Source organism: Krasilnikovia sp. MM14-A1259, assembly GCF_047159535.1.
GTDB lineage: Bacteria > Actinomycetota > Actinomycetes > Mycobacteriales > Micromonosporaceae > Actinoplanes.
Genome location: NZ_BAAGAJ010000002.1, coordinates 1,579,574 through 1,602,065 on the forward strand (window position 1 = coordinate 1,579,574; position 22,492 = coordinate 1,602,065).

Annotated in this window: 26 protein-coding genes; 13 read left to right on the top strand and 13 right to left on the bottom strand. The window is 71.9% G+C overall.

All coding sequences use genetic code 11. From position 1 onward, the window contains the following. The first annotated feature begins 188 nt into the window (after positions 1-188). Complete coding sequence (locus ACMCNK_RS06775; protein WP_412735523.1) at positions 189-1,106, top strand: 5'-3' exonuclease; 918 nt, start codon at positions 189-191, stop codon at positions 1,104-1,106. A gap of 25 nt (positions 1,107-1,131) precedes the next feature. Here the strand turns inward: ACMCNK_RS06775 and ACMCNK_RS06780 are convergent, their stop codons facing one another. Then, positions 1,132-1,590, bottom strand: a complete 459-nt coding sequence (locus ACMCNK_RS06780) for a glycosyltransferase family 2 protein (protein ID WP_412735524.1) — start codon at positions 1,588-1,590, stop codon at positions 1,132-1,134. 195 nt (positions 1,591-1,785) lie between these two features. On the opposite strand from ACMCNK_RS06780, the gene ACMCNK_RS06785 reads away from it, so the two are divergent. Then, positions 1,786-3,150, top strand: coding sequence for a sulfatase-like hydrolase/transferase (locus ACMCNK_RS06785; protein WP_412735525.1), 1,365 nt, complete (start codon positions 1,786-1,788; stop codon positions 3,148-3,150). 84 nt (positions 3,151-3,234) lie between these two features. Here the strand turns inward: ACMCNK_RS06785 and ACMCNK_RS06790 are convergent, their stop codons facing one another. The 5 genes from ACMCNK_RS06790 to ACMCNK_RS06810 form a co-directional block, all read right to left on the bottom strand. Further along, a complete protein-coding gene (locus ACMCNK_RS06790; RefSeq protein WP_412735526.1) occupies positions 3,235-4,173 on the bottom strand; it encodes an NAD(P)-dependent oxidoreductase in 939 nt (312 codons plus the stop codon). Between the two features lie 83 nt (positions 4,174-4,256). Next, entirely contained in the window at positions 4,257-5,231 is a 975-nt protein-coding gene (locus tag ACMCNK_RS06795) for a TolB family protein (protein ID WP_412735527.1), read from the bottom strand. Next, positions 5,228-6,598, bottom strand: coding sequence for an MFS transporter (locus ACMCNK_RS06800; protein ID WP_412735528.1), 1,371 nt, complete (start codon positions 6,596-6,598; stop codon positions 5,228-5,230). The genes ACMCNK_RS06795 and ACMCNK_RS06800 overlap by 4 nt, the downstream gene beginning before the upstream one ends. Before the next feature lies 1 nt (position 6,599). Continuing rightward, positions 6,600-7,442 (bottom strand): alkaline phosphatase family protein, encoded by an 843-nt coding sequence (locus ACMCNK_RS06805; protein ID WP_412735529.1) that lies wholly within the window; start codon positions 7,440-7,442, stop codon positions 6,600-6,602. A gap of 103 nt (positions 7,443-7,545) precedes the next feature. Further along, positions 7,546-8,223: a DUF1775 domain-containing protein gene (locus ACMCNK_RS06810; protein WP_412735530.1), complete on the bottom strand. Its 678-nt coding sequence runs from the start codon at positions 8,221-8,223 to the stop codon at positions 7,546-7,548. Positions 8,224-8,468: 245 nt separating this feature from the next. Here ACMCNK_RS06810 and ACMCNK_RS06815 point away from each other — a divergent pair, with 245 nt between their 5' ends. Beyond that, positions 8,469-9,164, top strand: a complete 696-nt coding sequence (locus ACMCNK_RS06815; RefSeq protein ID WP_412735531.1) for a GNAT family N-acetyltransferase — start codon at positions 8,469-8,471, stop codon at positions 9,162-9,164. Between the two features lie 2 nt (positions 9,165-9,166). Here the strand turns inward: ACMCNK_RS06815 and ACMCNK_RS06820 are convergent, their stop codons facing one another. The 4 genes from ACMCNK_RS06820 to ACMCNK_RS06835 form a co-directional block, all read right to left on the bottom strand. Next, positions 9,167-10,102: an FAD-dependent oxidoreductase gene (locus tag ACMCNK_RS06820; RefSeq protein ID WP_412735532.1), complete on the bottom strand. Its 936-nt coding sequence runs from the start codon at positions 10,100-10,102 to the stop codon at positions 9,167-9,169. 63 nt (positions 10,103-10,165) lie between these two features. After that, positions 10,166-10,582: a DUF1810 domain-containing protein gene (locus tag ACMCNK_RS06825; protein ID WP_412735533.1), complete on the bottom strand. Its 417-nt coding sequence runs from the start codon at positions 10,580-10,582 to the stop codon at positions 10,166-10,168. 11 nt (positions 10,583-10,593) lie between these two features. Further along, positions 10,594-11,943 (bottom strand): PP2C family protein-serine/threonine phosphatase, encoded by a 1,350-nt coding sequence (locus ACMCNK_RS06830; protein ID WP_412735534.1) that lies wholly within the window; start codon positions 11,941-11,943, stop codon positions 10,594-10,596. A gap of 191 nt (positions 11,944-12,134) precedes the next feature. Next, positions 12,135-12,449 carry a type II toxin-antitoxin system PemK/MazF family toxin gene (locus ACMCNK_RS06835; RefSeq protein ID WP_412735535.1) on the bottom strand — a complete coding sequence of 105 codons (315 nt, stop codon included), beginning with the start codon at positions 12,447-12,449 and terminating at the stop codon, positions 12,135-12,137. Positions 12,450-12,911: 462 nt separating this feature from the next. Here ACMCNK_RS06835 and ACMCNK_RS06840 point away from each other — a divergent pair, with 462 nt between their 5' ends. From ACMCNK_RS06840 to ACMCNK_RS06850, 3 genes are all read left to right on the top strand, one after another. Further along, complete coding sequence (locus tag ACMCNK_RS06840; protein WP_412735536.1) at positions 12,912-14,519, top strand: glycosyltransferase; 1,608 nt, start codon at positions 12,912-12,914, stop codon at positions 14,517-14,519. Positions 14,520-14,637: 118 nt separating this feature from the next. Continuing rightward, on the top strand, positions 14,638-15,447 hold the full coding sequence (locus tag ACMCNK_RS06845) for an HlyD family efflux transporter periplasmic adaptor subunit (RefSeq protein WP_412735537.1): 810 nt from the start codon (positions 14,638-14,640) through the stop codon (positions 15,445-15,447). Next, complete coding sequence (locus ACMCNK_RS06850; protein ID WP_412735538.1) at positions 15,444-17,612, top strand: glycosyl hydrolase; 2,169 nt, start codon at positions 15,444-15,446, stop codon at positions 17,610-17,612. The genes ACMCNK_RS06845 and ACMCNK_RS06850 overlap by 4 nt, the downstream gene beginning before the upstream one ends. A gap of 118 nt (positions 17,613-17,730) precedes the next feature. Here ACMCNK_RS06850 and ACMCNK_RS06855 read toward each other — a convergent pair whose 3' ends face one another. After that, positions 17,731-17,913, bottom strand: a complete 183-nt coding sequence (locus tag ACMCNK_RS06855) for a DUF397 domain-containing protein (protein ID WP_412735539.1) — start codon at positions 17,911-17,913, stop codon at positions 17,731-17,733. Between the two features lie 278 nt (positions 17,914-18,191). Here ACMCNK_RS06855 and ACMCNK_RS06860 point away from each other — a divergent pair, with 278 nt between their 5' ends. The 3 genes from ACMCNK_RS06860 to ACMCNK_RS06870 are packed head-to-tail and all read left to right on the top strand — an operon-like array spanning position 18,192 to position 18,717. Then, positions 18,192-18,326 carry a hypothetical protein gene (locus tag ACMCNK_RS06860; protein ID WP_412735540.1) on the top strand — a complete coding sequence of 45 codons (135 nt, stop codon included), beginning with the start codon at positions 18,192-18,194 and terminating at the stop codon, positions 18,324-18,326. After that, positions 18,323-18,493, top strand: a complete 171-nt coding sequence (locus tag ACMCNK_RS06865; RefSeq protein WP_412735541.1) for a hypothetical protein — start codon at positions 18,323-18,325, stop codon at positions 18,491-18,493. The genes ACMCNK_RS06860 and ACMCNK_RS06865 overlap by 4 nt, the downstream gene beginning before the upstream one ends. Continuing rightward, on the top strand, positions 18,493-18,717 hold the full coding sequence (locus ACMCNK_RS06870) for a hypothetical protein (protein WP_412735542.1): 225 nt from the start codon (positions 18,493-18,495) through the stop codon (positions 18,715-18,717). The genes ACMCNK_RS06865 and ACMCNK_RS06870 overlap by 1 nt, the downstream gene beginning before the upstream one ends. 115 nt (positions 18,718-18,832) lie before the next feature. On the opposite strand, the gene ACMCNK_RS06875 is transcribed toward ACMCNK_RS06870, so the two are convergent. Both ACMCNK_RS06875 and ACMCNK_RS06880 read right to left on the bottom strand, forming a co-directional pair. Then, positions 18,833-19,039, bottom strand: coding sequence for a DUF397 domain-containing protein (locus tag ACMCNK_RS06875; RefSeq protein WP_412735543.1), 207 nt, complete (start codon positions 19,037-19,039; stop codon positions 18,833-18,835). Then, positions 19,029-19,919 carry a helix-turn-helix domain-containing protein gene (locus ACMCNK_RS06880; RefSeq protein WP_412735544.1) on the bottom strand — a complete coding sequence of 297 codons (891 nt, stop codon included), beginning with the start codon at positions 19,917-19,919 and terminating at the stop codon, positions 19,029-19,031. Before ACMCNK_RS06880 ends, ACMCNK_RS06875 begins: the two co-directional genes overlap by 11 nt. A 199-nt stretch (positions 19,920-20,118) precedes the next feature. Here ACMCNK_RS06880 and ACMCNK_RS06885 point away from each other — a divergent pair, with 199 nt between their 5' ends. The 4 genes from ACMCNK_RS06885 to gndA all read left to right on the top strand — a co-directional run bounded on the left by ACMCNK_RS06885 (position 20,119) and on the right by gndA (position 22,492). Further along, complete coding sequence (locus tag ACMCNK_RS06885) at positions 20,119-20,253, top strand: hypothetical protein (RefSeq protein WP_412735545.1); 135 nt, start codon at positions 20,119-20,121, stop codon at positions 20,251-20,253. Continuing rightward, positions 20,250-20,420 (top strand): hypothetical protein, encoded by a 171-nt coding sequence (locus ACMCNK_RS06890; protein ID WP_412735546.1) that lies wholly within the window; start codon positions 20,250-20,252, stop codon positions 20,418-20,420. The genes ACMCNK_RS06885 and ACMCNK_RS06890 overlap by 4 nt, the downstream gene beginning before the upstream one ends. Beyond that, the gene (locus ACMCNK_RS06895; RefSeq protein WP_412735542.1) at positions 20,420-20,644 is read left to right on the top strand and encodes a hypothetical protein; all 225 of its coding nucleotides are present in this window, start codon (positions 20,420-20,422) and stop codon (positions 20,642-20,644) included. The genes ACMCNK_RS06890 and ACMCNK_RS06895 overlap by 1 nt, the downstream gene beginning before the upstream one ends. 417 nt (positions 20,645-21,061) lie before the next feature. Beyond that, entirely contained in the window at positions 21,062-22,492 is a 1,431-nt protein-coding gene (gndA, locus tag ACMCNK_RS06900; protein ID WP_412735547.1) for an NADP-dependent phosphogluconate dehydrogenase, read from the top strand.

The window sequence follows — 22,492 nt, forward strand, 5'->3', positions numbered from 1 at the left end:
GGTGGCGCTCGGCGGCGCGGTCGTCGTGGTCACGTTGGCAAGCGTCGGCGGCCCGGTTGTCCAGCGGTTAGGTACTCGCTGTGGGTTTGCTGTGCGCCGGTGGCCCGCCACCGGGCTCGGCCGACCACGCCGCCGGAATCCGGCCGTGGCGGGTGGGGGTTGTCGGACCCGTGTGCCAGGGTGATGCGGTGACCGACAGACCGTTGCTGGCCGTGGACGCGCCGAGCCTGTACTTCCGCGCGTTCCACGGCATCCCGGAGTCCGCCGCGCGGACCACCGCCGGTGAGCCCGTCAACGCGATCCGGGGCTTCCTCGACATGATCGCCCAGCTGGTGCGCACCCGGCAGCCCGGGCGGGTGGTGTGCGCGCTGGATGCCGACTGGCGCCCGGCGTGGCGGGTCGCGCTCGTGCCCTCGTACAAGCGGCACCGGGTGGCCCACGATGCGGTCGAGGAGGTGCCCGCGAGCTTGGAGCGGCAGATCCCCGTGCTGCTGGAGGTGCTGGCGGCGGTGGGCATCCCGGCGTTCGGGGTGGCCGGCTACGAGGCGGACGACGTGCTCGGCACGCTCGCCGCCACCCAGAGCGCCCCGGTCGAGGTCGTCTCCGGCGACCGGGATCTGTTCCAGCTCGTCGACGATGCCCGGGGGGTGCGGCTGCTCTACTGCGGCCGGGGCGTGGCGAAGCTGGAGGACAGCGACGACGCCGCGGTCACCGCCAAGTACGCCGTTCCCGCCCGGTGGTATGCCGACTTCGCCGCGCTGCGCGGCGATCCCAGCGACGGCCTGCCCGGCGTGCCCGGGGTCGGGGAGAAGACCGCGGCCCGGCTCGTCTCCCGCTACGGCGGGGTGGAGGAGATCCTCGCCGCGCTGGATGATCCGGCGGCCGGCTTCGCGCCCGGCCTGCGGGCCAAGCTGGCCGGTTCCCGCGACTACCTGACTGCCGCGTTGCCGGTGTGCCGGGTCGCTCGTGACGTCGAGCTGCCCGACTTCGATCCGGCGCTACCCACGGCTCCGGTCGAGCCGGAGGCGCTGCTGGCCCTGGCCCAGCGGTGGAACCTGGCCGGTTCGGCGCGGCGCCTGGTGGACGCGCTCGCCGGCCACGGGTGACGGGCTCAGGGTTGCCGGAGCCGGCTCAGACGGTGACGAGCCGGCCCTGGCGGACGATGGCGGCGCCGCGCGACGCGAGGTCCTGACGCTCCCGGGCGAGGTGCAGCCGCTCGACGACCTCGTACGGGTCGATCTCGCTGTCGCCGTCGACGTCGACGATCCCGATCCACGCGCCGGTGGCGGCGGTGAACCCGGCGTCGAGGGCGGCACCCTTGTCCTGGATGTCGCGGCTCGCGATGAGCCGGGTGTGCGCCAGCTCCTGCAGCGTGGCGCCGGAGCCGTCGATGCAGCCCGCGGACACGGCGATCACCTCGAAGGTGATGTTCTGGGCGTGCAGCACCTCGGTCAGCCGCTGCACGGTCTGGCGCAGGGCGATGCCCGGGCGGTGGAACGGGATGACGACGGAGAAGTCGACCGCGCTGGGGCCGGCGGCCGGGAGGACGACGGGCGGGGCGGCGATGAGGTTCGCAACGGTGGTGGTCATGCCATTCACGTTCGGCCGCCAAACTCAATCTGGCCTCAGGCGCCCGTCAACAGCCGCGCAAAGGTCCCGGACCCGGATTGGGCGGCTTACGGAGAACCGGGGCGCACGGTGTGGGGACGGCTTCAGACTGAAGGGGCAGCAACCCGGCAACCGACAAAATACATTATTATGGTACATATGGTGCTTCAGGGGAGAATGCGGGACGCTGCGCGGGCGATCCGCCGGGCCGCGGCGGGCTGCGCCGCCGCCGCGGTCGTCGTCGCACTCACCGGCCCCCTGCCCGCCGCCGCCAGCCATAGGCAGGCACCGAACGCGCGTCCCAACGTGCTGATCCTGCTCATGGACGACGCACGCACCGGCATGACCTGGGTGATGCCCAAGGCCACCGCGTGGATGGCCGACGGCGGCACCTACTTCCCGGCCGCGGTGGTGACCACGCCCTCGTGCTGCCCGAGCCGTTCGTCCATCCTGTCCGGACGGTACGCGCACAACACCCGCGTCCGGCAGCAGGCGGGCATCGGCAACTACGACCACCACAAGACGTTGCAGCACGACCTCAAGACGGCCGGGTACCGCACCGCGGCGGTCGGCAAACTCTTCAACGACTGGAACATCCACGTCCGCCCACCGTACTTCGACAACTACGCGCTGGGCGCGGGCTACACCGATGCCGTCTTCGACGTCGACGGCACCGGAGTCACCGCCCCGTACGGCACCACGTTCATCGGCCAGCAGGTGAACCGGTACCTGGACGCGTACGAGCGGACCGACGCGACGCCGTGGTTCATCTACGCCGGGTTCACCGCACCGCATGCGCCGTTCACCGCCGAACCGAAGTATGCGACGGTCCCGTACCCGTGGTCCGGCAACCCGGCCGTCGCCGAGACGGACCGCTCCGACAAACCCGCGTACGTGCGCAGCTTCCACCAGACGCTGCAGCAGGGCGCGGCGACCCGGCAGGCGATGCTGCGCACCCTGCTGTCGGTCGACGACGCAGTGGACGCGATCCACCGGCACCTCGACGCGCTCGGGGAGACCAACACCCTGGTGTTCCTGCTGTCGGACAACGGCATGTTCTTCAGCGAGCACGGGCTGCTGGAGAAGTTCATGCCGTACCTGCAGGCCGAGCAGGTCCCGTTGTTCATGCGCTGGCCCGGGCACCTGAGCAGCGCGCAGGACAACCGCCTGGCCGCCAACGTCGACCTGACCCCGACCGCTCTGGCCGCCGCGGGCCTGACCCCCAGCTACACGTACGACGGGCGCAGTCTGCTCGCCGCGGGTGGCCGGGACCGGTTGCTGTTCGAGTACTGGCGCGACCCGGCGAACGGTGCGGGCATCCCGACGTGGGCCGCCACCTACGTGCCCGGGCGGTACCAGTACACGGAGATCTACCGCGACGACGGAACCGTGCTGGACCGGGAGTACTACCGCCTCGCCACCGACCCGTGGCAGCTCACCAACCTGTTCCACGACGGCAGACCGGGCAACGACCCCGCGATCGCGCCGCTGGCCGCGGCGCTGGCCACCCAGCGCACCTGCACCGGCCGCGCCTGTCCCTGACCGCAGCGCCGCACCGCTGCCGGACGGTCACCCTGCCCTGGTGGGCGGCGGAAGCCTCCCGCCGGCCCGTATCGGTTCAGCCGATCACCGGACGACGTCGTACATCGGGCGTCCCGCCCGCAGCGCGGCCAGGTTCTCGGCCACGCGCTGCGCGGCGCCGACCGGCCGCCCGCCCGCCGCGTGCGGCGAGATGATCACGTTCGGCTCGTCCCACAGGCCCGAGTCCGGCGGCAACGGCTCGGTGTCGAAGACGTCCAGCGCCGCCCCGCCGAGACGTCCGGCCCGGATCGCGGCGAGGACCGCGTCGGCGTCGACGGTGCTGCCCCGCCCGACGTTGACCAGCCACGCGTGGGCAGGCAGCAGCGCGAGCAGGTCCGGGCCGAGCGCCCGCGAGGTATCCGGCATGGCCGGCAGGATCATGATCAGTACGTCGGTGTGCGGCAACATCCGCGGCAGGTCGGTGGCCGCGACGACGTCGAACGCGTGGCGACGCCCCGCGGCGCGCGCCACGCCCGTGACCTGTGCGCCCAGCGCGGCGAGCAGCGGCGCCAGCGTGGCCGCGATGCCGCCGAAGCCCCAGATCAGCACCCGGGCGCCGCGCAGCGTACGGAAGCTGTCCGCCTCGTGCACCGGCTGCAGCCCGCCCCACTCCCCCGCCCAGCGGTGCCCGATCTGCGCCCGCGTCAGCAGGTGGACGCGACGGGCGGCGGCCAGCGTGAGCGCCAGGGTGTGCTCGGCGACCGTGTGGTCGTGCAGGCCACGCCCGGCGGTCACGACCACCTCCGGTGCGAAGCCCGCCTGCATCACCACGTCCGGTCCGGCCGCGAGCGTCTGCACCCACCGCAGCCGGGTCAGCCGGCGCGCCGCGTCCCGCACCTGCGCAGGTGCGTTGCCCCAGACCACCAGGGCTTCGGCGTCGACGTCGGCCGCCGGGACCGGCTGGTCGATCGCGTAGCGGACCGCGTGCACGTCGTCGGGCAGCCGCAGGTCGAGATCGATGCTGTCGGGCAACAGGAGCTTCATGCCAGGTCACTGTGCCAGACCGGCGGGCGCCACCGGCGGACCCGGCGGCTCACCCAGGGCGACGGCTCACCCAGGGTGGCGGCTCACCACAGGGCGGCCGGGGATTCCGCGTCGGGCACGAGCAGCGACGGGTGTCCCCCGCCGTCGGCCGGCACCGACCACACGTCGGAGTCGCGGGTGCCGCGGCGAACCGCGTACATGACGGTGTCATCGTCGAGCCAGGCGGCCTGGTCGTCGACGCTGCGGGTCTCGGCCAGCGGGGTACGCGCCAGCGTCGCCAGGTCCAGCACGGTGAGCCGCCAGCCCCGGGCGGGGTCGCCGCCGCGGGCCGCCTTGAACACCAACCGGGCCCCGTCCGGTGCCAGGGACGGGCACTCGACGTTCGTGGCGACGGTGCGCACCGTACGCGCGGCCACGTCGCCGACGACCAGGTAGCGGCGGCCCGCGGTCGACATCGTGGCGTAGAAGCGCCGGTCGTCGGCGAACGTGACGCCCCAGAAGTTCGCGTCCGCGGCCCGGACGATCCGGCCGTCCCGGACGATCGTGAAGTCCTCCAGGGTGTCCACTGTGGCGCCGGTGACCGTGTCCAGCATGCCGACGCGGGTCGAGAACCGGCCGCCGTTGTAGCCGTCACCGGCGACGAAGACGGTCCACGCGACCAGGTGCCCGCTGGGCGCGACGCGGGCCCGGTTCGGCACGCCGACCAGCGGATACTCCGATCGTACGCGGAGCCGGGAGTCCAGCACCGCGAGCTGGTAGGTGGTGAGCGGGCCGTCGCGGCGCAGGCAGATCACGGTGCCGGCGGCGGCGTACACACGGTCGCAGGACACGCCGGAGACGCGCCGCGGTCCGCCCGGGGCGGCGCGGGCGACGGTGGCGATCCGGCCGTAGCTGTCCGGGGCCGTGCTGCGCACCAGAAACCGGTCCCCGGGGCCCGCGTCGACCGTCTCGGCGCCCGCGGCGGGCGCGTGCCGCCCGGCGACGATCGTGTACCCGGCCCCCACCGCCAGCAACGCAGCCGACAGCACCACCGCGACCGCCACACGACCGCGCGTCATGCCCGGGCCCCGCGGTCCGAGGTCGCGCCACCCACCTCCGGCGTGGCTGCCGCGCGGGCCCCGCCGTCCGGAGCAGCGCCGCCCACGTGCGGCGCGGCAGCCCGATCCGACCCGCTGGATGCGTCGGCACGGTCGGGCCTGCTGCGGCCCGATCCACTGCGGAGCAGCAGGGCCGACGCCGCCAGGGTGAACGCGGCCGCGACCGCGGTGGCCCGGATCGCGGCCGCCGCACCCCACCACTGCCAGGCCAGGCCGAACGCCACCGACGAGACCAGGTATGCCAGCGCCTGACCGCTCTGCACCAGTGCCAGCCCGGTGGTGCGCAGCTCGCGCGGCAGCAGCGGGCCGGCGACCGCCATGAGGATCCCGTCGGTGGCCGCGTAGAACAGGCCGTACAGGGCCAGGACCAGGAGCACGCCGGGCAGGCCGGTCCACGGTGCGGCGAGCAGCACGTACACCGCCAGCAGGGCGGCGTATCCGCCGAGCAGGACCGTGCGCCGGCCGATCCGGTCGGCGAGCGCGCCGACCGGCGCGGCCAGCATCAGGTACGCGAGGCTGGTGCCGATCGCCAGCACCGGGAACCAGCCCGCCGCCAGCCCTTCGCGGCGTTGCAGCAGCAGGTACACGAACCCGTCACCGATCGTGCTGAGTCCGAGGAGGGTGGCGCCAAGCAGTACCGGGCGCAGCGGGCCGCGGCGCAGCAGGCCCGCCGCGGCCCGGGGGCGGACCGCGGCCGGGCCGGGGCGCGGCTCGCGGTGCTCACGGACCAGCAGCACCAGCAGCACGACGCCGAGGGTGGCGACGCACGCGCTGACCACGAACACCGCGTCGAACGCCTGGCCGGAGGCGGCGAGCACACCGAGGGCGACCAGCGGCCCGGCGAACGCGCCGGCGCTGTCCATGGCCCGGTGCACGCCGAACGCCCGGCCGAGGTCCGGCGCCGGGGTGGCGAGCGTGATGAGCGCGTCGCGGGGCGCGGTCCGCAGGCCCTTGCCGGCGCGGTCCGCGACGATGGCGGCGCCCAGGCCGGGCAGCGCCGCCCCGGCGGCGAGCAGGCCCAGTTTGGCGGCCGCGGACAGGCCGTACCCGATGGTGGCGAGCAGTTTGCGGCGCTGCGCGCGGTCGGCCAGGTAGCCGCCGACCGGGCGCAGCAGCGCGGTCGCCCCGGTGTAGAGGCCGTCGATCAGGCCGTACCCGGCGGGGCTCAGGTGCAGCACCGCGACGAGGTAGAGCGGCAGGACCGCGGTCACCATCTCGCTGGAGACGTCCGTGACCAGGCTGACCGCCCCGAGGGCCAGGACGGTGGGTGCGACGCGTCTGGTCCGGTCGACCGCCCCGGCGGGGCGGTCGACCGTGGCGAGGTACACGTCAGGACCAGATGCCGGTGATCGGTTCGACCTGGGCGGCGCCGCCGAGCGCGGGCAGCCCGTACGCGGCCTCGATGGTCCGCAGCACCGTGTAGTGGGTGATCTTGGTGGCGGAGGAGCCCGGCGTGACGTGCGCGCCCACGAACGTCGTGTGGATGCGGTTCAGCGCCAGGTAGTTGTCCTCGTCGAACGTGACGATGAGCAGACTGTTGTGGGTCTTGGCCCACTGGGCGTAGCCGTCGAGGTTGCGTTGCAGCCAGGTGTCCCCGGTCGCGATCGAGCAGTCGTGCATGTCGTTGCACATGTCCGGGCTCACGAACGACACCGTGGGCAGGGTGGCGTAGTCGGCCGGGAACGCGGCGAACGTGCGGTTGGCGGCGGCCGGGACGGTGGAGAAGTCCACCCAGCTGTTGTGCTTGCGCCGGTAGTTGCCGCTGGAGCAGCCGGTGTAACCGTCGGACGGCATGCCCTCGGAGTAGCCCGTGAAGCTCAGGCCCGCGCCGGTGAGCTGCGCGCCGAGGTTCGCGCCGGTGAACGACTTGGGGCAGTCGTCGCTGGTGACGCCCTGGGTGGAGCCGGAGAACAGGGCGATGTAGTTGGGCTGGCTGGGGTGGGTGATCGCGTACGACTGGGTGAAGGTGGCGCCCTGAGCGGCGAGCGCGGTGAAGTAGGGGGCGCTGGAGCCGGTGATCTGTGACGCCGACTTGTTCTCGAACATCACCAGGACGATGTGGTCGAAGCCCGGGACGGCGGTGGCCGCCCGGGCTGGGGCAGACGCGGCGGTCAGGCCGACGCCGAGGAGTACCGTGGCCGCGATCGCGGCCCCGAGGCGCTGTACGGACATGCGCGCATCGTCAGCGGTACCCCCGACGCCGCCATTAACGTTGTGTTGCGAGATGCTCCGCGTCGAGTTAAAGATAGATGAACGTCAATTCAGATCAAGAGCCTCAGGCGCTGTCGCCCCGCCGCCGGTACGCGAATACCGCACCCGCCGCGACGAGGACCGCGACCACCACGGCGGGCCAGATCCACCACGTCGAGCTGCTGTGCCCGGCGGCCGGATCGACCGGCGCCGACGAGGCCACGACGGCCGGCGAGGCAGGCGGGCTGGAGGCCGGGGCACTGGAGGCGGGGGCGCTTGGTGTCGCCGAAGCGCCGGGCTGGCCGGTCGCGGACTTCGGGGCGGGCTGCAGCGTCAGCAGCGGAGCCGGGTGATCCGGTTCCGCCTCGCCCGGCTCCTGGATCTCGATCCACCGGTCGACCGAACCGTCGCTGTAGGTCTCCACCGTCTTGAAGGACAGCCGGGTCTCGCCGTCCGGCAGCTTCGCGATCTTGACCTTCCACTCCGAGTCCTTGCCCACCGGAAGGGCCTTGCCGCTGACCGTGAAGCCGTCCGGATCGGCCTTGTACGCCCACCCGCCCGGCGCCTTCACCAGCGTCACGTCGGCCGGGGCGATGCCCTGCGGCAGCACGACCCGCTCGCTGACGATGCCGGCCTTGGTCGACTCCGCCTCACCGACGAAGGTGAGCGTCACGTCGGTCGCGCCGGCCTGCTTCTTGTCGGCGCTGACCTCCACGTGGGCGAGCGCCGGACCGGCCACCCCCACCACGACGACACCCGCCACGGCACAAACCGTCATCAACCGGTACCCGATGCGCACCCGGACCCGCCCTCCTGAGATCGTGGCGGCCCGGGCCCGGACCACCGGTCACACAGTCGGTGGCCGCCGCGGAAAAGTTCCCGCGAGTTTCCGGAACCCGTCGCCGTCGAGACGATGATCCCCCGCGCGGGCACGGCACGGGCGGGACTCCGCCGAACCGGGACGATACCCGGTGCCGCCATCACGGCCGCGGCCGTAGAGTCGCCCCCGTGAGACCGGCAGAGATCAACGAGGGCGTCCTGGACAACCCGGTGTGGGCGGCACTGAGCGGCCCGCACGCCGCCCTGGCCGAGCGGCACGGCCGCGCCGCCCGCTACCCGGCCGACATGTCGATGTTCCACGCGCCCGCCGACCCGGCGGACCCCGCGGCGTGGGCGGACCTGGCACGGCTGGCCGGGGCGGGCACCGAGGTGTTCCTGGTCGGCCCGGCGCTGCAGGCGCCGGCCGGATGGACCGCCACGTTCACGCTGCCCGGCGTGCAGCTCGCCGACACCGGGATGAGCGCGGACGACGATCCCGAGGCGGTCGAGCTGACCGAGGCGGACGTGCCGGACATGCTCGACCTGGCCGCCCGGACCAAGCCCGGACCGTTCCTGCCCCGCACCATCGCGATGGGCAGATACGTGGGGCTGCGCCACGAGGGGGCACTGGTCGCCATGGCCGGCGAACGGCTGCACCCGCCCGGCTGGACCGAGATCAGCGCGGTGTGCACCGACCCGGCGTTCCAGGGCCGGGGGCTGGCCGCGCGGCTGGTGCGGGCGGTCGCGGCCGGGATCCGGCGGCGCGGTGAGACCGCGTTCCTGCACGCGGCCGAGAACAACACGAATGCGATTCGACTGTACGAGAAGCTCGGCTTCACGCTGCGCACGCCGGTCACGTTCGCGCTGCTGCGGCCACCGGCCTGAGGTCAGGCCGGTAGGGCGAGCGCGGCGATCTCGTCGGCGCAACCCCAGGACAGCGTCATGCCGGCGCCACCGTGACCGTACGCGTGCACCACCGTCCCCAGTGGACACCTCTGGGCCGCCACGCGCGGGCCGCCGCGGCGCGCCGGGCGCAACCCGACCCGCTCCGCCACCACCTCGGCGCCCGCCAGCTGCGGCACCAACGCCACGCACCGGGCCAGGATCGCCTCGCTGACCGCCGGGTCGGGCCGGGTGTCCCACTCGTCGACGTCCCAGGTACCGCCGAGCACGACGTCGTGTTCACGAGGGTGCACGTACGTGCCGGGGTCGCCCACGACGCGCACGGACGTGTCCAGCCCGGGGTTGGCAACCACCACGACCTGCCCGCGCGCCGGGTGCACGAACGGATCCCCGCACAGCCGGGCCGCACCCAGCCCGGTGGCGTTGACCACCACGGGCGCCTCGACCAGGGCCTCGTCGAGATGCCGGACGCCACGGCGCACGATCCGGCCGCCCGCGCTCACGAACCGGCGCCGCAGCCACGGCAGGTAGCGGCCCATGTCGGCGAGCGGGGCGACGAAGCGGACCTCACGCGTCCACGGGGCGGTGGCCGGGCCGTACGTCACCGTGCCGGCGGCGCGGGCCCACCACGGCGGCTCGGTATCGGGGCCGTGCTCGAGGTTTCGGGTGGGACGCAGCATCACGCCGGGCACCCCGGCGACGGCCTGCTTGCGGAACTCCGCGTACGTGGCGGCAGCCCACGCGAACACGCGCGGATTGCCGTCGACGCGAGTGGGATACCAGACCGCCGCGGCGACCGCGGAGGTGGTGGCGGCCGAGTCGTCGGGCGACCAGAGTGCGACCTCGGCGCCGCGCTCGCGTAGCCGCACCGCGGCCGTGAGCCCGATGATGCCGCCGCCCAGAACGATGACGTCCGCCATCCGTTCATGCTGCCGCATTCCGATGCCCGGTACGCAACCGTGTTGAGTACCGGACTCGCCGGGCTAACTGAGCAGGTCCACGGTGCGCTGGTCCGGCAGGCCGTCGTAGAAACGGTCCAGCACCGCCTGGAACAGCGCCGGGTCGTCGGCCGCCCGGGCGAACAGGGTCATCGAGGAGCGCAGCTTCAGATCGTCGGGAGAGCCGAGGATCTGCGTGGCGGAGCGGCCCTCGACGGCCAGCAGCGCGCGGGCACACTCGGCCAGGCGCCGGCCCAGCACCGGATCAGCCAGGTACGCACGGGCCTCGTCGAGCGAGCCGATCGCGTACCGCCGGGCGGTCGGGCTGTGGCCCAGGCCGGCCAGCTGCGGGAAGACGAACCACATCCAGTGGCTGCGCTTGTCGCCGGCGCGCAGCTCCACCAGCGCCCGGTCGTACACGTCGCGCTGCGCCTCCGTGAACCGGGCCAGGTCATGACTCACACCGGGTGAGATTACCGGGGCGGCCGCGGCAGGAACTGCGGTGCGGCGAATCGCCGCAGGTCGCGGGTGAGGCCGGTGAGCGGCCGGATGGCCAGGATGCAGGTGTCGTCCTCCGGATTGGGCCGGCGGAAGCGGTCGAACAGCTCGATCAGCGGGTGGGTGGAGGACGAGGCGACGGCCTCGTCCACGGTGTCGATGACCGCCTGCAGTCCTTCGTCGAGGCTGCGATGCCGGTGCTCGATCAGGCCGTCGGTGTAGAACAGCAGCATGTCGCCGAAGTCCAGCTCCAGCGTGGCGTTCGCGTAGCGGGCGTCCTCGACGACCCCCAGCACCGGGCCGGGTGGACGGTCCAGTGCCGCGGCGCGCCCGGCGTGGCTGAACACCGGCGGCGGGTGCCCGGCCTGCGCCCAGGTCAGGCGGCGGCGCTGCGGCTCGTAGCGGGCGATGACCGCGGTCGCGGAGATCTCCGGGGCCTCCCGTTCCAGGTCGCAGGTGAGCCGGTTGAGGTGGCCGAGCAACTGCGCCGGGTCCGTGGTGGTGACCGCCAGGGCGCGCAGCGCGTGGCGGAGCTGGGCCATGAACGTGGCCGCCGGGGTGCCGTGGCCGGCGACGTCACCGACCGCGAGCAGCACGGAACCGTCCGGCAGCGCGGCCGCGTGGTACCAGTCGCCGCCCACTCGGCTCTGCTGGCCCGCGGGCAGGTAGCGCACCGCGACACGCAGGCCGGGCAGCTCGATCGGCCCCTCCGGGATGGGCAGGATGATGTGCTGCAACCGGGCGGCCATCTCGTGCTCGGCGGCCAGGTCGCGGCGGTGCTCGGCGAGCTCACGCTCCACCTGGGCCAGGCGCAGTTCGGTGGTGACGCCCCGGTCGGCCTGGGCGGGCACGTCGTGCCGGAACCAAGTCATCAGCAGGCCGTCGCCGAGGCGGCGCACCCGTACCGAGTACCGGCCGTCCGTGTGGTCGAACGGGCCGAGGGTGGCGGGCTCACCGGTGTCGAGGACCCACTGGTAGACCGGCCAGCGGTCGCTGGCCACGGTTTCCGGGGAGTACAGGGCGACGCGGGTGCCGACGAGCTGGGCGCCGCGGCGCCCGCCGGACGTGACCGCCTCGGGGGTGACCGCGGCGACGACGAGGTCCGCGAGGCGCCCGGCGCGGTCCCGGACCGGGGTGAGGAACGCGGCCGCGCCCGGCATGGCGTCGAGGACCTGCTGCACCGTGGCCAGCCACGGCTCGCGCCGGCGTACCGCGGCGACGCCGACGGCACTGCGGTCCAGGGTCGCGCGGGGCGACTCCACGGCGGAGTGCAGCCCGGCGTGCCGGGTGTCCGCCGGCCCGGCGTACATGTGAGCGCCGCTCATGCCCCTCCCGCCTCGGTTGTACCGGCTTATTGCATACGCCTGTGCGGACCCCGGCGGCATCCCCCGTTCACGCAGGCGATGTACGACCAGTGGCGGTTCCTTGCCGCCGATCACTCGGCCGGGCGACAGCCCAACCTGGCCGGACGGCCTATGCGTACGGTCGGGCCACCCCGTTGACCAGGGCGGATGTGTCAGAGCTCGAACAGCTCGCGCATCGCCTCGGCGAGCCGGGCCATGCTCGCGCCGGTGACCATGCCGATACGCTCCGCGCCGACGGCGGCGGGCAGGCGGCGCATCCGGTTGACCACGACCACGCCGGTGATGGGGTCCTGCTCCGTGAGGGCCACCGCGTACGGCGGCAGCTGCGTCGCGCCACGCTGGCGCACGATGGGCGCGCAGTACGGCGCCGCGTTGGCGCGTTCGTTGTAGCTGTCCGCGGAGAGAACGAGCACGCGGTAGCGCAGGTCGGTGCGGTTGCCGATGGTCCAGATCTCGCCGCGCTTCATCGCGGTACGGTCCCGGCGGCCATGCCGGTGAGCGTACCGTCGGGCAGATCTCTGCCCGCGCGCGCCCGTCCGCGGCGCGCCGCCGGGCCGTCGCGCAGACCCAAGCGACCATTCGATTAAGGGTGTGTTTCGGTTACGCGGAATTCGTGTTCCGGGGCGCCGGGGAGATCGTGTTAGCTCCCTCACTGATCGGCGGTCCACACCGCACCGAAATTTGTTACCCATCGGTTTACCGTGACGTCTGTGTCCCGAGCATCGCTCCTGGTCAAAGCTCCGTCGTGGAGGGATGGTGCGAACTCGGCAACACCTTTGTTCACGCGCTCGAAAACAGGCTGAATAGATCGACCAATGTCACCTGGAAGAAATGTGCGTCGCACGACTCGCGAATGTCCGTGGGTTCCTGTTCGCTGAGTGGAGGCGCACGAACCCCGGGCGCCCCGACCGACGTGCAGGAGCTCGACAATGCCGGCCCCATCCGCACCTCCGAGCCGCCCCGGCGCGGCACTGGCCTGGCGGCCACTGCAGCGCTCGACCCGTGTGGCGATCATCGGCGCGCTGGTCGCCACGGTCTTCTATCAGTTGTTCCTGCTGAACCCCGCGTACCGCGGACCCACCTGGCTGTGGCTGTCGATGCTGACGGCCGAAGGGCTCACCGCGCTGCACCTCATCGGTACGTGGTGGACGATCCTCGCCCACGACGACCGCAGCGAGCCCGTCGACGTCACGGTCTGGCGCAACCGGCTGCGCGCCGGGGCGGAGGTGCCCCCGATCGACGTCTTCATCACCGCGTACGGTGAGGAGCCGGCACTGGTGCGGCGCACCGTGCGGGCGGCGGTGGCGATGGAGCTGCCGCACCAGACGTACCTGCTCGACGACGGCGACAGCGACGAACTGCGCGCCATCGCCGCGGCCGAGGGCGCGGGCTACTTCCGGCGGCCCGGCGGGCAGCACGCCAAGGCGGGCAACGTCAACGCCGGACTGGCCCGTACGGACGGGCAGTTCGCGGTCATCTTCGACGCGGACCACGTGCCCGAGCCCGGTTTCCTGCTCAGCGTGCTGCCGCACTTCGTCGACCCGGACGTGGCGTTCGTGCAGTCGCCGCAGTCGTACACGAACCACGTCAACCTCGTGGCCACCGGCTCCGCGGAGGCGCAGCGCATCTTCTACGAGCTGGTCTGCCCCGGCAAGAACCACTTCAACGCGGCGTTCTGCGTGGGGACGAACGTGATGTTCCGGCGCGCGGCCCTCGACGAGATCGGTGGCATCTGGACCGGCAGCAACTCCGAGGACATCTGGACCTCGATCGAGCTGCACAAGCGCGGCTGGGCGTCGATCTACGTGCCGCAGGTGCTGGCCCGCGGGCTGGCGCCGCAGGACGTGACCTCGTACCTGAAGCAGCAGTTGCGGTGGGCCAGCGGCGGCTTCGAGATCCTGCTGCGGGGCCGGCTGTTCAAACGCAACTCCGGCCTGACCCTGGACCAGCGGCTGCAGTACCTGTTCTGCGGCACCCACTACCTGCTGTCGCTGGCGATGATGACCTTCATGCTGTTCCCGTCGCTGTACCTGCTGTTCGCGCTGAGCCCGATCCGCGCCGACGGCTTCGTGTGGGCCACCCACTACCTGCCGTTCCAGGCGGCGGTGCTGCTGGTGACGTGGCTGCAGTCCGGCGGGTTCAAACCGTCCGCGATCGTGGCCAGCATCGGCGCCGCCCCGGTGCACCTGCGCGCGCTGTGGGCGGTGCTGCGCAACAAACCCGCGACGTGGCGGGTGACCAACTCCGCCGGCGGCGGCGCCCGCTCACTGTGGGCGGTCATGCCGCACGTGGCGCTGCTCGTCCTGAACGTCACCGCGATCGTGGTCGGGCTGATCGTCATGGCCGATCCGCCGCCGACCTGGCTCTCCGTCGGCTGGGCCACCATGATCGTGCTGATCCTCGGCCGCATGATCGTCGAATCGGTGACCGGCGGCCGGATCCGGCACACGCCGCCGGTCGCCCCGGTCACGGTCCCCCGGCAGACCGGCATCGCCCACGCGGAGACGCCGGTGCCGGTCGGCGCGAACGCCGCCTGAGACGCCCCGGGCGGCAGCGCCGCCACCCGAGGGTCCCACCCCTCCCCGAACCGGTCCGCGGGCCGCGTTCACCCCGACCACCGGCCGGGCAGGACCTCCGGCCAAGAAGGACGTCGTCATGAGCACGATCATCAGCGACACCGGACTCGATCAGACCCCGGTCGCCGAGGACGCCGCCACCGAGAACGCCGAACCCACCGAGAACCCCGGCCCCGAACCCCCCGCCGGTCCACGCCACCCGAGACTGATGCGCGCGCTGCGGGTCGCGCGTACCACGCTCGTGGTGGTGGCCCTGCTCGCCGCCGCCGGTGTGGGCGGCACGTACCTGGTCCGGCAGCGCCTGGCCGACCGGGCGTACGTGGACGCGGGCACGGCGGTGCTGACCGCCGAGCCCATCCCGGTCGGCTCGGCCGCCGCGGGCGTCGTCGAGCAGGTGTACGTGCAGGACGGCTCCGCGGTCGCCGGCGGCGCCCGGCTGGCCAGCCTCGCCATCACCACCGCGCCCGGCACCAAGCCGCGCATCGAGGACCTGCGCGCCCCGGCCACCGGCCTGGTCAGCGAGATCAACGTGGCGCAGGGCCAGGTGGCCCGCGGCGGCGAACCCGTGATCACGCTGTACGACCCGGCCGCGATGTCGTTCGTGGTCGACGTGCCCGTCGAGACGCTGCGCAAGCTGCGCCTGGGCATGACCGCCTACGTGGACGGCCCGGGCCTGCCCCGCCGGATCACCACCACCCTGGACCGGGTGGAGCCCAAGGTGTCCATGATCCCCACCCCCGCCGACCCGTCCGGGCTGCTCACGGTCGTGCTCAAGCCGGCGGCGGGCGACCTCGTCACGGTCCGCACCCTGGTGCCGGGCCTGCAGTTCTCGGTGGTCGTGGACACCACGACCGCGGCCGGCCACACCCCGGCGGTGAACAGCGCGTGACCCGCCGCCTGCTCCCCGCAATCCTGGCGGCCGCCGTGCTGATGACCGGGTGCACTCCGGACCACGACACCACACCGCAACACTCGGTGACCGGGCCGGGGGCGCTCGGCCCGGTCACCGAAGCGAGCGCCGACAACCGGATCGCCGTACCGGGCGGGACCGGCCGCGGCAGTGTGGCCGCCACGGTCCCGGCCGCCGCGACCCCCACCAAGGCCCCCGCACAGGCGGCCGGGCTGGGCAAGCAGGCCCTGCCCACCAACCAGTGGTGGAGCTCGGCGCTGACCGGCCCGGGGACCCAGCCGATGTGGGCGCACCCGCTCGCCGTGCGGGTCGGCGCGAGCGGGGTGCAGCTCAGCAGCGCCCCGGTCACCGCCGCCGCGAACGCGATCACCACCCCGTTCGTGCCCGCACTGAGCACCGCGGCCACCGGCGCCACCAGCGTGGTCGGGTACGGCGCGTTCCACGTCGTGCTGCGGGTCGCGCTGGCCGGCGGTGGCACGGTCGACATGACCGTGGTCAGCGGCAGCCCGGTCGTGTGGCTGCGCTTCCGCGGTACCACCGCCCGGCTCAGCGCGCTCGGCGCCGTCCGCGACCTGGGCGACAGCGGTGGCCTCGCCCGGCTCGACATCGCCGGTCAGCGCTGGGACGTCGCCGGGACGGGCCTCACCCTGTCCGGTGCCGACCTGACCGGCACCGATCCGCAGATGGCGGTGGCCCGCGTACCGGACGGGGTGGACGCCGCGAGCTGGGAGAAGGAGGTCACCGCCGCCGCGGCCGACCCGGTGATGGACACGACCGCGACGATGGCGTACGACGCCGGGTCCGGGACGGTCACCCAGACGCTCACCGCCACCCGCGCCTCCGGCCGGCCCGGGCTGTGGGCGCTGCTGCCCCACCAGCGCGCCGGGCTCGTGCCGGGGCCGGAGCCGCTGGCCGGCACGTACCCGGACGCCCGCGGCACACTCTCGCTCGTCGAGTCGGACCGGGTGCAGGTCCGGGTGCCGCTGCCGGGACTGCTCACCGGCGTACCCCGGGTGGACGTGGGGGCCGACCAGCGCCGCGCGGTCGTCGCCGACCTCGACCGCGACCTGGCCGACAAGCCGGCCGCGGGCGGCAGCTACTTCGGGCTCAAGGAGCTGGGCCGCCTCGCCTCGATCGCGGAGGTGGCCGCGGCGGTCGGCGCCACCGCCCAGCAGCAGGCCGCGCTCGCCCGGCTCAAACCGCAGCTCGTCGACTGGCTGACCTACTCGGCCCCGGCCGACCCGCACTATCTGGCCTACGACCGGACGTGGGGCGGGCTGATCGCGGTGCCCGCCGAGTTCGGCAGTCAGGACTACAACGACCACCACTTCCAGTACGGCTACCTGGTCCGCGCCGCCAGCGTGCTCGCCGCAGTCGACCCCGGGTTCCGGCACGACTACGGTGGCGTCGTCGACCTGGTCGTCCGCGACTTCGCGGGCAGCCGGGCGGTGCCCTCAGCCGGTGGCGGCTTCCCCCCGTTCCGCAGCTTCAACGCCTACCTCGGCAGCTCGGCCGCGTCCGGGTTCGCGCCGTTCGCGGACGGCAACAACCAGGAGTCGTCCAGCGAGGCGGTGGCCGCGTGGGAGGCGGTGACCCGGTGGGGCCAGGTCCGCGGCGACGCGGCGCTGACCGAGTTCGGCGCCACCCACTACGCCATGGAGGCGGCCACCGCGCGCCGCTACTGGCTGGGCGAGGACGCCGACCGGCCGCCCGGGTACGCGCACACCACCGCGGGCATCGTCTGGGACGCGAAAATCGACTACGCGACGTGGTTCGACCCCAAGCCCGAATCGGTGCTGGGCATCCAGTTGCTCCCGCTGACGTTCGGCTCGCTGTACCGGTCGTCACCCACGGCGGCCACCGCTCGCGACGCCGAGCTGCGCGCCGCGGTGGGCGGTCCCCCGCGGGCATGGGGCGACCTGTTCGCCGCGGACCTGGCGGTGGCCGACCCCGAGGCCGCCCGGGCTCGCCTGGACGCCGGAGTCCCGCGGGAGCCGGGCACCAGCCGCGGCCTGGTGCGGTACTTCGTCGACGTGCTGGCCACGCTGGGGCCGCCCCAGCCGGGGGTGGTGGCCCCGCTGGGCAGCCTGGCGTTCGGCAGCGCGAAGCAGCCGCGACGGGTCAGCGCGGACCCCGGCGGCTGATGTAGACAATCCACGGTGGATTGGTCGCGCGGTGTTACGTGCGCCGAGGCCCGGGTGGAGGTGAAACCAAGAAGGACGGTTGCTGGCGAGCAACCGTCCTTCGTTGTGGAGCTACGTGTTACCGGTCGAACTCGCCGTTCTTCGCGCCACCGATGAAGGCGTCCCACTCCGCGGGCGTGAACAGCAGGACGGGTCCGTTGCCATTGTCCTTGGTGTCTCGGACGGCGACGATGTTAGACAAATTGGTGGCAACTTCGACACATTGGCCGTTTGCGCCGCTCCGCGTGGACTTCTTCCACAAAGCCCGGTCAGGTCATGTTCCGTCGGTTAGCTCCTTCAATCTCTCAGGCAAATATTCGATCGATAGCGTTTGGTCCAGGGCGAGAGCATCCAGCGCATCCCACACCTCCTCGTAGGCGTCGATGTCTTCCTGGTTGTCCAGGTAGATCGTCTGTCAACTGAAAATGTGTCGGCTGCTCCAGATCGACTGGGCAAACACCGCTCCAACCGTTGCAAGTGATCGGTATCAGGGTGAGCATCTGTACCCACACGATACAAGTGACCACATGGGGTGACCGGATGCTGCTGCCCATCGTCGTAACGGCCCTGCTGTCGGGGTTCCTGGCCGGGTTGCTGAGCTTCAAGGTCAAATCGCGATGGTGCCCACGCTGCGGCTCACTGACCACGGGATATCACCCGGAGCGGCATCCGTGACCGAGGAGAAGGCAAAGCTTCCACAACGGATACCCGGCGCCACCGTGCCACGCGGCGAGCGGCGGACACCGGTCCCCAACGTGAGTGACGACCGGTGGTACCTGGACGAGAAGTCGATGATGATCCTTCTCAACGGTCTCCGACGCTGGCAGGTGATCGATCGGTGATGCCCGAAGTCGGAGCTACCTACGAAATCACCGAGAAGGACTACCGGTACGGCCTCGGCCCGCTGGTCGTCCGGGTCACTGCGATCGTGGCCGAGGTCGAATACGACGGCGAACCGTGGTGGGACGTCGAAGCCGTCGCACGTGTACCCGGCTCCGTCGGCCCGGACGGAGGACGACGGCTCTACCTCCGCGCGACGGCTCTGCGCAACGCCCGACGCGGCTGATCTTCGACCCACTCGGAATCTTGCCGCGGTGAGATGGGCGCCAAGATCCGGGTGGAGGCAAACAAAAGGGACGGTTGCCGGCTAGCAACCGTCCCTTTGTTTGTGGACCTGGGTCTTACCGGTCGAACTCGCCGTTCTTCGCGCCACCGATGAAGGCGTCCCACTCTGCTGGCGTGAACAGCAGGATGGGTCCGGCGCCGTTGTCCTTGGTGTCTCTGACGGCGACGATGTCAGACAAATTGGTGGCGACTTCGACACATTGGCCGCTGCCGCCGGACCGAGACGACTTGCGCCACACGGCCCCGGTCAGGTCATGACTCACGGTCGTTCAACTCCTTCATTCTCTTGGATATCAACTCGACGGAATCAGTCTTGTCGAGTGAGGAGGCTTCGAGTGCCTCCCACACCCCTTGGTATTCAGCAACCTCGGACGGAGCATCGAGGTAAATGGCGCCGGTCTGGCTCTCGCTGTAGACCGTGCTTGCTGCCACCGCTCCGTCCTCGGCGGCGAAGTCGAGCGCCGTGAACGCTCCAGCAACCACTGCTCTATGTAGCCCAGCGGCCAATGGAAGCACGCGGACCTGCACGTGTGAAAGCTCATTTGCCTGTAGCAGGTGCCACAACTGACGGCGCATCACCCCTTCAGGCAGCTCAGCCAGGAGCACCGCTTCGCTGATGATCACTTCCAGGCGCAGCGGATCAGGGAACCGGGCGAGGTGCCGCTGTCGAGAACGACGCAGCTCGGCTCTGGCGTCGATGTCTTCCTCGGTGAGGTTTGGCTCGACTGCCTTGATGGCCTGCTCCATGTATGCGTCGGCCTGTAAGAGTCCGTTGACCAACAGCGGATCGAAGCAGCGAAGGCGGAAGGCCGTGGCCTCCAATGCGACGTACAGCTCAAACCAGGCGGGCACGACATCGGCGTAGGAGTGCCACCAGCGTGCGGCCGTGCTCTTGGTTTCCTTGGCCAGTTGCACGAGTGCTTGGCGGGTCTGAGTGGGAACGCCGTACAGCTCGCAGAGGTTCGCCACCTTCCCCGCCGGCGTGGACACTGCGCCTTGCTCGATGCGACGTACCGACTGCTCGGACTGGCCGATGGCCTCGGCAGCCTCGCGCATGGTCTTGCCGGCTTTGGTCCGGAATCGGCGAAGTGCGATCCCGAGGATGCGCCGAGGGACGGTCGAGCCTACGGCCGCGTCTGTCACGCGAGCCGCCTCCCTTCCACATCGGCCCCTCGAACCTTCCAAATTGGAAGGTACAGGGGCTCGGTCTGTAACGTCGTCCGACATTCTGTTGATCCGTGGAGATCAAGGCCTGCATTACCACTCTGGAAGGTTGACCCCGGCACCTTACGGAGTGAGCATCTGTACCCACACGATACAAGTGACCACATGGGGTGACCGGATGCTGCTGCCCATCGTCGTAGCGGCCCTGCTGTCGGGGTTCCTGGCCGGGCTGCTGAGCTTCAAGGTCAAATCGCGGTGGTGCCCGCGCTGCGGCTCGCTGACCACGGGATATCACCCGGAGCGGCATCCGTGACCGAGGAGAAGCCAAAGCTTCCACAGCGGATACCCGGCGCCACCGTGCCACGCGGCGAGCGGCGGACACCGGTCCCCAACGTGAGTGACGACCGTTGGTACCTGGACGAGAAGTCGATGATGATCCTTCTCAACGGTCTCCGACGCTGGCAGGTGATCGATCGGTGATGCCCGAAGTCGGAGCTACCTACGAAATCACCGAGAAGGACTACCGGTACGGCCTCGGCCCGCTGGTCGTCCGGGTCACTGCGATCGTGGCCGAGGTCGAATACGACGGCGAACCGTGGTGGGACGTCGAAGCCGTCGCACGTGTACCCGGCTCCGTCGGCCCGGACGGAGGACGACGGCTCTACCTCCGCGCGACGGCTCTGCGCAACGCCCGACGCGGCTGACCAGCGCCTCAGGACCTCTCACGGCTCTCGCCCTCGCCTTCCACCCCCGGTCGAAATGCCGAAGTCCCGCGGGAGCCGGCACCAGCCGCGGCCTCGTGCGGTACTTCGTCGACGTGCTAGCCGCTCTCGGGCCGCTCCGGCCGGGAGTAAAGGCCCCGCTGGCGGAGGCGCTGAGGGTGCCGTACGTCGGATGCGGCATCGCGGCTGGGCGGCCTGGAGTTCGGCCGCGCGAAGCAGCCGCGACGGGTCAGCGCGGAGCCCGGCGGCTGAACGCTGCTTCGGTCCATCTGACGGGCAGACTCGAACTCCCGGCGCCGCGAACACGTAAGAATGGGCGTGTCCCGACGCACCGGCGTCGAGTGGCCTGCGAGCAGCCTGGACTCGGCGTCCGGGCACTCGCGCGGAGGAAGGACGTTCATGACGGAGAAGGCTCAGATCGGCGTAACCGGCCTGGCGGTGATGGGGCGCAACCTGGCGCGCAACTTCGCCCGTCACGGTCACACGGTCGCCGTGCACAACCGCAGCTACGGCCGTACGAAAGAGCTGGTCGAGGAGTTCGGCCACGAGGGGACGTTCCTGCCCGCGGAGACCGCCGAGGAGTTCGTGGCGAGCCTGGAACGCCCCCGCCGGGTGGTGATCATGGTGAAGGCGGGCAAGCCGACCGACGCCGTGATCGACGAGTTCGCCGCGCTGCTGGAGCCCGGCGACATGATCATCGACGCGGGCAACGCGCACTTCGCGGACACCCGCCGCCGCGAGGCCGCGCTGAAGGAACGCGGGCTGCACTTCGTCGGCACCGGCGTGTCCGGCGGCGAGGAGGGCGCCCTGCACGGCCCGAGCATCATGCCCGGCGGCTCGCCCGAGTCGTACGAGGCGCTCGGCCCGCTGCTGGAGGACATCGCGGCGAAGGTCGACGGCGAGCCGTGCTGCGTGCACGTCGGCCCCGACGGCGCCGGACATTTCGTCAAGATGGTGCACAACGGCATCGAGTACGCCGACATGCAGCTCATCGCGGAGGCGTACGACCTGCTGCGCCGGGCGGGCGGGCACTCACCGGCCGAGATCGCGGAGATCTTCCGCGGGTGGAACGCGGGCCGGCTCGGCTCGTACCTGATCGAGATCACCGCGGAGGTGCTCAGCCAGACCGACGCCGAGACCGGCAAGCCGTTCGTCGACGTGGTCCTGGACCAGGCCGAGCAGAAGGGCACCGGCCGGTGGACCGTGCAGGCCGCACTGGACCTCGGGGTGCCGGTCAGCGGCATCGCGGAGGCGGTGTTCGCACGGGCGCTGTCGGGTGACCCGGCGGTGCGCCAGGCCGCATCGGGGCTGCCCGGCCCGTCCGCGGCGGCCGGGGCCGGCGGCGCCGACCTGCAGGCCGACGTCGAGCAGGCGCTGTTCGCGTCCAAGATCGTCGCGTACGCGCAGGGCTTCCAGCAGATCCAGGCCGCCAGCACCGAGTACGGGTGGGACATCGACCCGGGCGCCATGGCGAAGATCTGGCGCGACGGCTGCATCATCCGCGCGAAGTTCCTCGACTTCATCCGCAAGGCGTACGACAAGCAGCCCGGCCTGGCCACGCTGCTGGTCGACGACTACTTCCTGGACGCCGTCGCGGGCGCCCAGGACGCCTGGCGGCGGGTCGTGGCCACGGCCGCGCAGCAGGGCATCCCGGCCCCGGGCTTCGCGTCGGCGCTGGCGTACTACGACGGGTTGCGCGCGTCTCGGCTGCCCGCGGCGCTGATCCAGGGGCAGCGCGACTTCTTCGGCGCGCACACGTACCACCGGGTCGACAAGCCGGGAGCGTTCCACACGCTGTGGGCGGGCGACCGCAACGAGGTGTCGGCCTGA